Here is a 12,980-nt window from a genome sequence, read left to right on the forward strand (position 1 = left end):
ATATACAAGCTCAATAGAAATTTTAAATATCAGATGGTTGGAGAGAGTGATGTCAGGCGAAGATAAATCTCAGGTTGACGAGATGCAGCCAGAAACAGTAACTGATGCGGTCGACAGCGCTGCGGCAGCTGATGAGACTGTTGAAACAGCTGCTGAACAAGCCTCTGAAGCGGATGTGGATGCTTTACAGCTGGCGTTAGCGCAAGCGCAGGATCAAACGGCTGCACTGATGGATCAGGAGCTGCGTACCCGTGCTGAGATGCAAAACATACGCCGCCGGGCTGAGCAGGATGTTGAAAAAGCGCATAAGTTTGCGTTGGAAAAGTTTACCAATGAGCTGCTGCCAGTGGTTGATAGCCTGGAGCGGGCGATTGAGGCCAGCGTCAGTGATGATGAAGCGGTAAAGGTATTGCGTGAAGGCGTAGAGATGACATTGAACATGTTCGTCTCTGGCCTGGGTAAGTTTAATGTTGAGCAGCATAATCCTGCCGGTGAGGCTTTTAATCCGGAACTGCATCAGGCGATGTCGATGGTGCCAAATCCTGAGGTGCCGGCTAACCATGTGATGGCCGTTATGCAGAAAGGTTATAGCCTGAACAGTCGCTTGATTCGTCCGGCGATGGTGATTGTGTCTAAGGGCGCAGAGTAAATAGTCGCTGACTTAGTTGGTTGCAGGGTCTTGAAACTTAAAAAACCGCACCAATATAGCTAGCAAGTTAGAAAAGAATTTAGCCCGTCATAACGGGCGCCGAATTACGGGAGTGATTGAAATGGGTAGAATTATTGGTATTGACCTGGGTACGACTAACTCATGTGTCTCTGTACTGGATGGCGACAAGCCACGCGTTATTGAAAATGCTGAGGGTGATCGCACCACTCCTTCCATCATCGCTTATGCTGATGACGGTGAGATCCTGGTTGGTCAGCCAGCTAAGCGTCAGGCGGTTACTAACCCGCACAACACTCTGTTTGCGATTAAGCGTCTGATCGGACGTCGTTTTAAAGATGATGTGGTCCAGAAAGATATCAAAATGGTGCCATACAAAATTATCGAAGCCGATAACGGCGATGCCTGGGTTCAGGTAAACGATAAGAAGATGGCGGCGCCACAGATCTCTGCTGAAATTCTGAAGAAGATGAAGAAAACAGCAGAAGACTACCTGGGTGAAGATGTTACTGAGGCTGTTATCACTGTGCCTGCTTACTTTAACGATTCTCAGCGTCAGGCAACAAAAGATGCAGGTCAGATTGCTGGCCTGACTGTTAAACGTATTATCAACGAGCCAACCGCTGCGGCACTGGCTTACGGTATGGATAAGTCTAAAGGCGATAAGACAATCGCTGTATACGACCTGGGTGGTGGTACGTTCGATATCTCTATCATTGAGATTGCAGAAGTTGATGGCGAGCACCAGTTTGAAGTGCTGGCAACAAACGGCGACACATTCCTGGGTGGTGAAGACTTCGATCTACGTTTGATCGAGTATTTAGCGGCTGAATTTAAGAAAGAGTCCGGTATCGATCTGCATAATGATCCATTGGCTCTTCAGCGTTTGAAAGAAGGTGCTGAGAAAGCGAAGGTTGAGCTGTCTTCTACACAGACTACTGACGTAAACCTGCCATACATCACTGCTGATGCGACTGGTCCTAAGCACCTGAACGTTAAGATCAGCCGTGCCAAGCTGGAATCTCTGGTTGAAGATCTGGTTAAGCGTTCTCTGGACCCTTGCCGTATCGCGCTGAAAGATGCTGAGCTGTCTGTTTCTGAAATTGATGAAGTGATTTTGGTAGGCGGTCAGACCCGTATGCCTCTGGTTCAGTCCAGCGTTACTGAGTTCTTCGGTAAAGAAGCACGTAAAGATGTTAACCCGGACGAAGCGGTTGCTGTAGGTGCATCTATTCAGGGTGCGGTACTGGCTGGCGACGTTAAAGACGTATTGCTGCTGGACGTAACGCCTCTGAGCCTGGGTATCGAAACCATGGGTGGCGTTGCGACTCCGGTTATCGATAAGAACACGACTATCCCAACGAAGAAATCTCAGGTGTTCTCGACTGCAGATGATAACCAGACAGCGGTAACTATCCACGTTGTTCAGGGTGAGCGTAAGCAAGCATCAGGTAACAAGTCTCTGGGTCGTTTCGATCTGGCTGATATCCCACCTGCTCCGCGTGGCATGCCTCAGATCGAAGTAACTTTCGATATCGATGCAAACGGTATCCTGCACGTTGGTGCGAAGGATAAAGCGACGGGTAAAGAACAGTCTATTATCATCAAAGCCTCTTCAGGCCTGAGTGATGAAGAAGTTGAACAGATGATTCAGGATGCTGAAGCGAACGCTGAAGCGGATAAGAAGTTTGAAGAGATCAGTCAGGCCCGTAACCAGGGTGACGCGATGATTCATTCGGCGAAGAAGACTCTGGAAGATGCTGGTGATAAGGCAACTGAAGAAGAGAAAACTGCGATCAACGCAGCGGTTGAAGAGCTGGAAGAAGTGCTGAAGGGCGATGATAAAGAAGCGATCGATACTAAGACCGCTGCCCTGACTGAAGCGATCTCTGGTCTGGCTCAGAAGATGTACGCAGAAGCGGCGCAAGCTGAAGGTGCCGAAGGCGCTGAACAAGCTGAAGCAGAGCCTGCAGATGATGCTGTTGATGCGGAATTTGAAGAAGTTAAAGACGACGAAAAGAAGTAAGTCGTTCATCGCTTTTTCAACGTTGTAAACGATAGCGCGGGCCGGTCCCGCGTTGTCGCGTTTTTATTGTCAGCTAATTTTTAGCAACAAAACCAGCTAACCGGATTGCGAAACAGATTATGTCGAAGAAAGATTTTTACGATGTGTTAGGCGTTTCAAGGGACGCGTCTGACCGGGATATCAAAAAGGCTTACCGCCGCATGGCGATGAAGTACCACCCGGACCGTAATCCTGATGATAAAGTGGCGGAAGATGCGTTTAAAGAAGTAAACGAAGCCTACGAAATTCTTTCTGATAACCAGAAAAAAGCGGCTTATGATCAGTATGGTCATGCAGGTGTTGATCAGAACGGTATGGGCGGAGGTCACGGTGGTGCCGGTGGCTTTGGGGACATCTTCGGTGATGTCTTCGGCGATATCTTTGGTCAGCAGGGCCATGGCGGCGGTCGTCGTAGTCATGTGCAGCGCGGTGCGGATCTTCGTTATACGATGGATCTGAGTCTCGAAGAAGCGGTTCGGGGTTGTGAGAAAACGATCACTGTACCGACTCTGGTCGGCTGTGATGTTTGTGATGGTAGTGGTGCTAAGCCTGGTACCAGCGCTAAAACCTGTGGTACTTGTGGTGGTGTGGGCCAGGTTCGTATGCAACAGGGTTTCTTCTCTGTACAGCAAACTTGTCCAACCTGTCATGGTGAAGGTCAGGTTGTCTCTGATCCTTGTGGCAGCTGTCACGGCCAGGGTCGTAAGCAACAAACCAAGAAGTTGTCGGTTAAAATTCCTGCGGGTGTTGATACCGGTGATCGTATTCGTCTCTCTGGTGAAGGAGAAGCGGGCGGCCATGGTGGTCCATCCGGCGATCTTTTTGTTCAGGTGGATGTTCGTGATCACGCGATTTTTGAGCGGGATGGTAAACACCTATACTGTGAAGTACCGATTAGCTTTATCGATGCGGCGTTAGGTGGTGAGCTTGAAGTTCCTACCCTTGAGTCGCGTGTTAAACTGAAGATTCCGGCAGAAACTCAGACGGGTAAGCTTTTCCGCCTGCGTGGTAAAGGTATCAAGCCGGTTCGTGGTGGTGCGGTAGGTGATCTGTTAGTTCGGGTTACTGTTGAGACGCCTGTGAACCTGAGCGGTAAACAGAAAGAGCTGCTGAGAGAGTTCCAGACGGCGATGGATGAACGTCAGAAACATCACGCGCCTAAGAAACATGGTTTCTTCGATAGCGTTAAGAAATTTTTTGAGGATATGACCTGATATCCCAAAGGGCTGCTTAGCAGCCCTTTTGACTTTTAGGAGTCTTGTATGAGTGAATTTCCCACTCACCCAGAAGAGTTATGGCAGCTGATTCAACAGGAAGCTCAGGAAGAGATATCCCGCGAGCCTTTTCTGGCGAGCTTTCTGCATAGTACGATTATCCAGCATAAGAGTCTCTGTGAGGCTGTCAGTTACCTGCTGGCCAACAAGCTGTCTGATGAAGTGATGGCGGCGATTACGCTGCGTGAGCTGATTGAAACGGCGTTGGGCGGTGATCCGGATATTCTTAAATGTATCTGCAAAGATATCAGTGCGGTACGCACCCGTGATCCGGCCGTCGCAACTTTTACCACAGTATTGCTTTATCTGAAGGGCTTTCATGCCTTGCAGGCGTATCGAATTGCTCACTGGATGTGGCAGCAGGGACGTCAGTCGATGGCGCTCTATCTGCAAAGTCGCGTCAGTGAAGTGTTCCAGGTTGATATTCATCCAGCGGCAAAAATTGGCTGTGGAGTGATGTTTGATCATGCAACCGGCATCGTTGTTGGTGAAACCTGTGTGATCGAAAATGATGTTTCTATCCTTCAGTCGGTCACGTTAGGTGGCACGGGTAAGGAGTGTGGTGATCGCCATCCGAAGATTCGTGAAGGCGTGATGATCGCAGCAGGCGCTAAAATATTCGGAAATATCGAAGTGGGTGCCGGTGCGAAAATCGGAGGTGGCTCTGTGGTGTTGGAAGATGTTCCGCCCCATACCACCGTGGTAGGCGTGCCAGCTAAAATTGTTGGTCGTCCGGAATGCGAAATGCCTGCATTCGATATGGACCAGAGCGTTAGTTTAAAGACAAAATAAGATTCAGGCACAGAGCAGACTTTAGCGGTTCTGGAGCAGATAGGAATAGAGAATGATCAGAATAGCAGTAACCGGCGCCGCCGGGCGTATGGGTAAAACTAACATTGAAGCAATTCAGGCAGCCGAAGGCGTTCAGTTGGGTGCGGCTATTGTCGAAGCTACCAGTAGCCTGATCGGTGCTGATGCCGGTGAGGTAGCAGGCGTTGGTAAACAGGGAGTGGCTATTGTTGGCTCTCTGGCGGAGGTGATGGATGACTTCGATGTACTGATCGATTTCACGGCGCCCAAAGCGACGTTGAGCAATCTGGCGTTGTGTGCTGAGCATGGCAAAGCGATGGTGATTGGTACGACCGGTCTGAGCGAGGCTGAGCGCGCTGAACTCACCAGCTTTGGTGAGAAGATGCCGGTGGTTTTTGCTTCAAATATGAGTGTTGGTGTAAACCTCTGCTTCAAATTACTGGCAGAAGCTGCACAGGCGCTGGGTGATGACTACGATGTTGAGATTATTGAGACTCATCATCACCATAAAGTCGATTCACCATCGGGTACTGCGCTGAGTATGGGTGAAGCGGTTGCGGGTGCGTTGGGTCGTGATCTGCGTCAGTGTGCTGTGTATGGCCGTGAAGGTCAGATCGGCGCCCGTACTAAGGAAGAGATCGGTTTTGTTACCGTACGTGCCGGTGATGTTGTCGGTGATCATACGGTATTGTTTGCCACTGAAGGTGAGCGTATTGAAATCACCCATAAGGCCAGTTCCCGAATGACTTTCGCCAAAGGCGCAGTGCGGGCTGCAGGCTGGTTAGCGGGTAAAGAGAAAGGTTTGTATGATATGCAGGATGTATTAGATCTGCGTGATTAACTCAGGCCACGGCAGACTCTTTTGAAACCGCCGCTGGCGGTTTTTTTATGTCTGTTTACAGGCTCGATTGAAAAATATCCCATAATGGGACTATGTTCGACTCCCATTTAATGGTTTTTCATCTATATTCAATGGGATAACAGTGAATGGCTTATGGAGTATACGGAATGTCTGCCAAAAAATTTCAGACCCTGACAGAGATGGGTTTTGATGACCCATATGAAATTGAGAAATTTACGACCCGCACAGAAAACGATGTTGATGTGTTGAAAGTCTATCTGCACCGCCATCAGGGCGAGTGGATGGCCAAGAGCAAGAAGTTCAAGTTTAAGCGCAAGCACACCAATGTATCAGTGGAAGGTGGTTTAGTACCTTATCGAGCCAGTACTGAGCCTTCGCCATATTACTTGCGAGCGCTAGCTGAGCTGGAGAAGCTGGTTTGTGAAGAGAAGCTAGTGAAAGACAAGAAAGAACATTTGCTGGATGAACTGGAGCATCTTGAGAAGGTTGTGACGCGAAAGGTGGAAGATCTGCGTCGGCAGATTGAAGAGCTGTAAGCAGAATCAGGGTTTGAGATAAACGGTCGGTGAGCAATCATCGGCCGTTTTTTTGTTGGAGAATGAGATGTATAAGTTGGCATTTTTTGTTCCTGAAGCCAATCTGGAGTTCGTTAAGCAAGCGGTCTTTGCAGCGGGTGCCGGGAGAATAGGCGACTACGATTGCTGTTGCTGGCAGGTTAAAGGGACCGGTCAGTTTCGGCCATTAGTGGGCAGTAATCCCCATATTGGCCAGCGAGAAAAGTTAGAGAAGGTAGAAGAGTGGAGGGTTGAGATGGTTTGTGAAGATGCTCTCATACAGTCAGCAATTGTTGCTTTAAAACAGGCTCATCCCTACGAAGAGGTTGCGTATGACGTCTGGCTGTTGGCTGATATTTGAGCGTGTTTATAACGATTTGTGGTTATGAACATTTTCTGTGTGTAACCCTGTAGATTAAATCTGGGTAACCTTTGTGTTTGTTTGTTAACTAGTTGATTTTTATTATTAAAATTGTAGAGTGTTAATTCTGATCAGCTTGTTAGTGGGCTGATTTTTTTTCGTTGAAACGAGTCACAAAATCTGTGGATAGGGCTGTGGATTAAGTTTGGGTATCACTGGGGTAAGAAGAGAGAAGCCCGTGGTGACTGGGCTTCGGGTAGGCGGCTGCTGTTGCTGCAATATTGCTCAGTAATTGATGCCTGCCATAAAGCCAGTAATACCAGTAAGAACAATTTGTGATGCCATTGCGGCAAGAATCAGTCCCGTAATTTTACTGAGAATATTTAATCCTGTGTTTCCAAGCAGGCGTTCCAGTCGTGTGGCGGCATGCAGCAGAATCAGTAAGCATAAAAGTGCCAGGAACATTCCCCCCAGACCGAATACCATATCAATGCCATTAAGTTCAGAACCGTAAACAAGAATTGCACCGATGGTTGCGGGGCCAATGATAGTTGGGATAGCCAGGGGCACGACCGACGCGTCTTCCCGTGCGCCTTCAGGTACCTGAGCATTACTGCGAACCCCTTCTTTAACCAGACTGATGGCGGAGAGGAAAAGCAGTATGCCCGCGCCGATACGGAATGAATCAATGGTGATGCCGAGTAGTTCGAATAACGGTGTGCCAAAGAAAAATAGAATCAGGGCTGCACAGGCGGCAGCAAGCACCGCTTTGTTCGCCGTGCTACGGCGTTCTGCAGGAGTATCGCTGCGGGTAAGAGCAAGGAACATCGACACCACAAAAAAGGGTGCAAACAGGATAAAAAATTTAACCCAGGTCGTAATTAACAAAGTCATAGTGGTTCTCTAAATGGACGCCGGATAGACGTAGTAAACAAAAAAGCGGCCTTGTGGGCCGCTTTTCACGTTTCAAGAGTATCTATTTTAACTTAGCTGAATAGATGCTTACTCTATAAATATTATTTTAGCGCAAGCCAAAGCGCATGGATAATCCCTGGAATGTAGAAGAACAGGCAGAGCACAATATTGATAATCAGCTGCAAGCCTGCACCTGCTTTCATAAAGACGGCAATCGGTGGTAGCAAGATGGCGAGAATGATTAAAATGAGCTTGTTATCCATGAGGTTGTTTCCTTTTTAAATAGACTGAATCGATTTATCCACATATTGCCCGGCTGGCGTTTCAAGATCAACGTGACGCATTGGAAATTTACCCTCTTTCCTATCTTCAAAATAGAATTTCAGGGCATTTCTAATGGTTTGAAAGGCCAGTTCTTTCCAGGGGATATCCTCTTCAGAAAAAAGCTGCACGTCTTCTGTTTCATCACCTGCCGAGAAATTCAGATCATCAAGCTGTGCCAGATAGATCAGCTGTACCTGACTCACCGGAACCAGCGACGTTATAGTGTAGAGCTGGAGGTTACTCACCCGTGCATTGGCTTCTTCCAGAGTTTCTCTGGTTGCTGCATTGCGGGTTGATTCGCCGTTTTCCATAAATCCGGCGGGCAGTGTCCAGTAGCCGTTACGCGGTTCAATCGCACGCTTACATAACAGTACTTTATCTTCATATACGGGCAAACAACCGGCAATGACTTTAGGGTTAATATAGTGAATAACACCGCAACTATTACAGATATGGCGGGGGCGGGTATCGTCTTCTGGTATGTCGAATCGAACAGTTGATCCGCACTGACTACAGAAATTCATCTAATGTCCTTCAGGTATCTGCTAATAATCACTGTTAAAAAGATCGCCCGAATAGTGGGCAGATGAGTTATTACAGTGTTCTACTTAACTGTAAAGCAAAAGCCCCTACAAGCTCAATTAATCGCTTGGTTAATACCGATGTAACATCTTAGCGGTCTGTGCCTGAAAGGTGTTCCGGCAACTTATATAGCGTGCGTCTAATTGTCTCATGCGTCATTTGGTCACATCCCCGACGCTTTAAGTCTCGTTACTATCAGCGGCTTTAAATGAACGGAATTCAGGCGTTATGCGCAATCTTATTTTATTCCTCTGGCTGCTGACAGGGCAGGTCCAGGCGGATCTCCACTGGCAGCCCTCGACGGGTGAAACAAAAGGTCATCAGGGGGCAAAAGCTCATGTTTTTAAGCTTGTTGACAGACTATCCGGTACAAACTCTTCCGTTGAATTAATACATTCAGATCTGGAACGCTCTGTTTTGTTTTCGGGCTCAGAGCTATTTCGCATTAACAGTACCGGGAAAAATAATTATCACGCGTTGATTGCCCATGAGAATGGAAATAAGTATCGGCGAATGGCGGTGCGCTACCTGTATCTGAATGGTAAGCCTGTGGACTACTCTCCCTCTGATCTGCTTGCAGTTGGACTAGGGGCTTTTGAAATTATCCCGGATCCGTTGCCCCGGGAGCACTGGCGTTATACCAGCGGGAAAAATTACTCGTTTCTATTGAAGTTTGAAGGTGAATTACTAACCGATCAACCGGTATTAGTGATGACTGAGTTCGGTGCCAGTGAGATTTTACACAGTGATGCGACCGGGAGGCTTGAAATTGCCATTCCGAATGACTTTCCCGATGTGAAACCTGGCAAACGTGCGAACCCACCGGGAGAGCTACGGCTATTCAGCGAGTTAACGCGGGAGGGTATTGAGTATCAGACCAGTCTGAGTGCTGAGTATCGAGTCAGTAGCGAGAGCTGGCAGAGTGTCAGCTTAGGTTCGGGTGTTGCTCTGGGAGGGCTGGTATTCGGTTTCTGGTTAAACCGCCGCCTTCCTGTCCATAGTCGGAGGAAAACGAAGTGACTTTCAATTTGACCATCGTTCGGCGCTTTGTTCAGTTATGCATGTTTGTATTTCTGGTGTACGGATCAGTCGTTGTGGGCTTCTATGCCGCGGATAAAATTTCGGGGGCGCTACCCTCTTTGAGTTGTGCCTATGACGGTATGAATGCGGACTATTGTGCGTTGATTCCGCTGCAGCATCAGATTCATCATCGTCTTGGCGCAGCGGCAGATGCAGGCAACTGGTTTATGTTTTTTATGCCGTTTCTGACAACAGTGGCCACCTTTCTGTTGATGTTCGTGTTTTTAAATAAGGCGTTCTGCGGCTGGGTTTGCCCACTGGGTTTTTTTCAAGAGGTGATGCAGTTAATAGGTCAGAAGCTCGGTTTGCGCCGGGTGGATAGCCTTAGCCACGGTGCGGTCGATAAAATCAGGCCGGTTAAATGGCTGATGCTGGCTATTCTGGTATTTGGGTTGCCTGCCCTGACGAGCCTGGGATTCCTGAGTGATGAGTGGGGTGATCCGTTCTGTCAGATCTGCCCCAGCCGGATATTAACAACACTGTTCACCGGCTCGAATGAACAGCTGTTTGTTGATACCTCAAGTTCCAGTTATATGGCGCTTTCAGTGACCGGTGATTTTCTGTTTGGCCTGATAGTGGCAATGTCGATGACACTCAGGCAACCGTTCTGTCGAATTTGCCCGATGCTGGCCTTGCATGCGGTTTTCAGAAAGTTAGGTTTTACCCGGCTGGTCAAACAGGGATCCGCTCGCTGTGATAAGTGCGGTCTTTGCGCTGAGGCCTGTCCGATGGATATCCGTGAGTTGCAGACTGAACTTAATGGGGTTGCGAAGGCGACCGATATCACTTTGCCAGATTGCACCCTGTGTGGCCGTTGTGTTGAGTTTTGTCCGGATACGGATGTTTTGCAGCTGCGTTATCTCAGTGTGCCTGTTTTTAGTTCCAGTCCGGCTTATTTCAAGCAACGGAAGAAAGCACAAACAGGCTGGGATAAAGTGAAACTGGTCGATTTTAACCGGCAGGAAAAAGATAAGGTATGACGCCTGAATTACTGGAGCTGGAACTGCTTGCTGCGATTTTTACTGCTTTTGTGATAGGTCTGAGTTTTGGTAGCGGACCGTGCAACCTTAGTTGTCTTCCCTACCTGGGACCAGTTTTACTTGGGCCGGCTGCGCGCCAGCCCTTTCACCTGGTGCTGCTTCCGTTTATGACAGGCAGGCTTTCCGGTTATCTGATCCTGGGCACGATCGCAGCGAGTACCGGTAGTCTTTTACAAAACTACCTGAATCATCCTTCGTTGCCCTGGGCTATCGCACTGGTGACTTTCTGGCTAGCGTTGCGGATGTTGCTTCAGAGCCGGAATAAAGCTTGCGCAACAGCGTTATCTCAACATTCAGAACCCCGAAAGGCGGTGTCGGTTTCCGGCAGTGTCCAGTTAATTGCGACGGATGCGGCTGACAATGAAAAGTCCCCTGAAAAAAACAGGATCCAGTTGGCGCTGTTGGGTTTTTCACTGGCACTAAACCCCTGTGTGCCTCTGCTTGGGTTGTTGGCGGCAGCTGCGCAAAGCGCTGACCCGATATGGGGTGCTTCGGTTGCGCTGAGTTTTGGTTTAGGCGCGATTGTAATACCCACTCTACTGGTGCGATATGGTTTTGCTCTGCTGGGGCAGGAATTACAGAAACAGCTAGGAAAGTGGCAACAGGGGCTGACCCGGGCTGGCGCGTTAATGTTGATGTTAGTAGCGGTTAATACCGCACTCAGAGGAGTGTTTGTATGATGTGGATTGAAAAAGGTGGGCCGATTATCTGGATACTGGCGGCTTATTCTTTGATTGGATTGACCATTATTGCCAGCCGTTATCTGCAACTCCTGTTTACTCCCCGCAACAACCTTTCTGTCTCTGCTTCACTGTGGAAAGAGAGCGCTGAAAAACGGATCGTTGATCAGCTAAGTGCTGTGCTGAGAATACATGGGCATAGCCCGGAGTTACGGGCTACGGCAAGCCATTTGATTCAGGCCGAGATGAAACCCTTAGAATCGGGGCTTAAGACAGTTGCTGTGCTGGCTAATACTGCTCCGCTGTTGGGTTTGCTGGGTACGATTACCGGTATGATTAAAGCCTTTCAGGTGATTGAAAGTGCAGGAGGGAAGGTTGATGCGATGGCGCTTGCCGGCGGTATCTGGGAGGCGATGTTAACCACCGGTGTGGGGTTGTCTGTGGCGATCCCCTTGCTTATTTTGTTGCATTTTCTTGAGTCGGGACTAGGGCGATTTCACTGGCGCCTGCATCAGGCAGCCGCTTTAGTGTTAGACCGCTCGGAGAGCGCAGAGATCACCTCTGATTCAGCGTCTGCCCAATGGGAGGCTGTGGCAGATGTCTTATAAATTGCCCGCTCATAGTCTGACAGCACTTAATCTGACGCCTCTCATCGATATTGTATTTCTCTTATTGGTTTTTTTTATGCTTACGGCACACTTTGTCGATGAACAGCAGATCGAACTCATGTTGCCGGGGGCGGTTAGTGTTGAAACCTCTCCTGAAGAGGAGCCCGTAGTTGTATCGATAGACCGGACGGGTATCTTTTATATCAACTCAGAAGTGGTGCATGCTCAGTTGCTGGAACAGCGGTTAAAGTCGTTGTTTGAGGCGAGCCCTGATCGGTTACTGCGTCTTAAAGCTGATCATCAGGTCAATTTTGCAAAGGTTGTAACCTTGCTTGATATAGCCCGCTTACTGAATATTAGTAACCTTGAAGTTGCCACACGGGAACCATGAATTCGATGGAGGCCCCCCGGCGCTTTTCTGGCTGGCATGTTGTGGGAGGGATTGTCTTATCCGGCGCCGTACATGCCTTCATCTGGCAACAACTATATCAGCCTGCGTTGAGTGCGGCAGTATCAGCGCCCAAAAGTTATCAGCCGGTCAGTTTATCTGTCGCACCGTCACAGCAGCCTGTCACGCCAGCAGAAGTGCCATTGAAAGCGTCACCGGAAACAGCAAAAATTTTTACTCCTCCTGAAGCTGCAGTTAAGCTTGCTAAACCTAAACCTAAACCTAAACCTAAACCTAAACCTAAACCTAAACCTAAACCTAAACCTAAACCTAAATTTGCAGTAGAGACAGCAAAGGCGGTTGAGCCTGTTGCGGAGGTAGTAAGGACCGAGGTCGATGCCATGATTGAGCCGGTGGCGGCTCCTGTTATGACACCTGATCAGCTGCGGGCACGCTTTCTGGCAGTGTTGGTGCAACGTATAGATAAGAATAAACGTTACCCTAAACGCGCTGTATCCCGTGGGATTGAAGGGCGAGTGAGCTTTCGTTTATCGTTGGATAGTCGGGGTGCACTAGAGCATTTCGAGTGGTTAGAGGGGAATCGATTATTTTATAAAGCAACCTTGAATGCGGTTAAGCATTCATTGCCTTTATTGCTACCGGGAGATCAGGGGGCTTTCAGTTATCGATTGGTATTGGAATATAAGCTTCTGTAACTCAGCACCTCAGCCGGGTGTCTGAGGTGCTGTGCAGCGGCGCAAGAAGCAACC

General features: G+C 48.7%; 16 protein-coding genes. 13 read left to right on the forward strand and 3 right to left on the reverse strand.

Annotation, left to right across the window (positions count from 1 at the left end; all coding sequences use genetic code 11):
- The first annotated feature begins 49 nt into the window (after positions 1 to 49).
- The 7 genes from grpE to AMJAP_RS01910 all read left to right on the forward strand — a co-directional run bounded on the left by grpE (position 50) and on the right by AMJAP_RS01910 (position 6,593).
- The gene (grpE, locus tag AMJAP_RS01880; protein ID WP_026340015.1) at positions 50 to 649 is read left to right on the forward strand and encodes a nucleotide exchange factor GrpE; all 600 of its coding nucleotides are present in this window, start codon (positions 50 to 52) and stop codon (positions 647 to 649) included.
- Between the two features lie 121 nt (positions 650 to 770).
- Entirely contained in the window at positions 771 to 2,693 is a 1,923-nt protein-coding gene (gene dnaK / locus AMJAP_RS01885; RefSeq protein WP_019620867.1) for a molecular chaperone DnaK, read from the forward strand.
- 119 nt (positions 2,694 to 2,812) lie between these two features.
- Entirely contained in the window at positions 2,813 to 3,946 is a 1,134-nt protein-coding gene (dnaJ, locus tag AMJAP_RS01890; protein WP_019620866.1) for a molecular chaperone DnaJ, read from the forward strand.
- A 48-nt stretch (positions 3,947 to 3,994) separates the two neighbouring features.
- Positions 3,995 to 4,798, forward strand: a complete 804-nt coding sequence (cysE, locus tag AMJAP_RS01895) for a serine O-acetyltransferase (RefSeq protein WP_019620865.1) — start codon at positions 3,995 to 3,997, stop codon at positions 4,796 to 4,798.
- 52 nt (positions 4,799 to 4,850) lie between these two features.
- Positions 4,851 to 5,657, forward strand: coding sequence for a 4-hydroxy-tetrahydrodipicolinate reductase (dapB, locus tag AMJAP_RS01900; protein ID WP_019620864.1), 807 nt, complete (start codon positions 4,851 to 4,853; stop codon positions 5,655 to 5,657).
- A gap of 167 nt (positions 5,658 to 5,824) precedes the next feature.
- Positions 5,825 to 6,214 (forward strand): DUF3461 family protein, encoded by a 390-nt coding sequence (locus AMJAP_RS01905; protein ID WP_019620863.1) that lies wholly within the window; start codon positions 5,825 to 5,827, stop codon positions 6,212 to 6,214.
- Between the two features lie 67 nt (positions 6,215 to 6,281).
- On the forward strand, positions 6,282 to 6,593 hold the full coding sequence (locus AMJAP_RS01910) for a YqfO family protein (protein WP_019620862.1): 312 nt from the start codon (positions 6,282 to 6,284) through the stop codon (positions 6,591 to 6,593).
- Positions 6,594 to 6,878: 285 nt separating this feature from the next.
- On the opposite strand, the gene AMJAP_RS01915 is transcribed toward AMJAP_RS01910, so the two are convergent.
- From AMJAP_RS01915 to AMJAP_RS01925, 3 genes are all read right to left on the reverse strand, one after another.
- Entirely contained in the window at positions 6,879 to 7,487 is a 609-nt protein-coding gene (locus AMJAP_RS01915) for a MarC family protein (protein WP_019620861.1), read from the reverse strand.
- 122 nt (positions 7,488 to 7,609) lie between these two features.
- Positions 7,610 to 7,771, reverse strand: a complete 162-nt coding sequence (locus tag AMJAP_RS01920) for a YqaE/Pmp3 family membrane protein (protein ID WP_019620860.1) — start codon at positions 7,769 to 7,771, stop codon at positions 7,610 to 7,612.
- A 15-nt stretch (positions 7,772 to 7,786) separates the two neighbouring features.
- Entirely contained in the window at positions 7,787 to 8,356 is a 570-nt protein-coding gene (locus AMJAP_RS01925) for an NUDIX hydrolase (protein ID WP_019620859.1), read from the reverse strand.
- Positions 8,357 to 8,642: 286 nt separating this feature from the next.
- Here AMJAP_RS01925 and AMJAP_RS01930 point away from each other — a divergent pair, with 286 nt between their 5' ends.
- From AMJAP_RS01930 to AMJAP_RS01955, 6 genes are read left to right on the forward strand one after another with little or no spacing between them, the layout of a single operon-like run.
- Positions 8,643 to 9,434, forward strand: a complete 792-nt coding sequence (locus AMJAP_RS01930; protein ID WP_019620858.1) for a hypothetical protein — start codon at positions 8,643 to 8,645, stop codon at positions 9,432 to 9,434.
- A complete protein-coding gene (locus tag AMJAP_RS01935) occupies positions 9,431 to 10,474 on the forward strand; it encodes a 4Fe-4S binding protein (protein WP_019620857.1) in 1,044 nt (347 codons plus the stop codon). The genes AMJAP_RS01930 and AMJAP_RS01935 overlap by 4 nt, the downstream gene beginning before the upstream one ends.
- The gene (locus AMJAP_RS01940; protein WP_019620856.1) at positions 10,471 to 11,214 is read left to right on the forward strand and encodes a sulfite exporter TauE/SafE family protein; all 744 of its coding nucleotides are present in this window, start codon (positions 10,471 to 10,473) and stop codon (positions 11,212 to 11,214) included. The genes AMJAP_RS01935 and AMJAP_RS01940 overlap by 4 nt, the downstream gene beginning before the upstream one ends.
- Positions 11,211 to 11,822 carry a MotA/TolQ/ExbB proton channel family protein gene (locus AMJAP_RS01945; protein WP_019620855.1) on the forward strand — a complete coding sequence of 204 codons (612 nt, stop codon included), beginning with the start codon at positions 11,211 to 11,213 and terminating at the stop codon, positions 11,820 to 11,822. Before AMJAP_RS01940 ends, AMJAP_RS01945 begins: the two co-directional genes overlap by 4 nt.
- A complete protein-coding gene (locus AMJAP_RS01950) occupies positions 11,812 to 12,213 on the forward strand; it encodes an ExbD/TolR family protein (protein ID WP_019620854.1) in 402 nt (133 codons plus the stop codon). The genes AMJAP_RS01945 and AMJAP_RS01950 overlap by 11 nt, the downstream gene beginning before the upstream one ends.
- Complete coding sequence (locus AMJAP_RS01955; protein ID WP_019620853.1) at positions 12,210 to 12,926, forward strand: energy transducer TonB; 717 nt, start codon at positions 12,210 to 12,212, stop codon at positions 12,924 to 12,926. Before AMJAP_RS01950 ends, AMJAP_RS01955 begins: the two co-directional genes overlap by 4 nt.
- Positions 12,927 to 12,980: the final 54 nt, after the last annotated feature.

The organism is Amphritea japonica ATCC BAA-1530 (genome assembly GCF_016592435.1).
GTDB lineage: Bacteria > Pseudomonadota > Gammaproteobacteria > Pseudomonadales > Balneatricaceae > Amphritea > Amphritea japonica.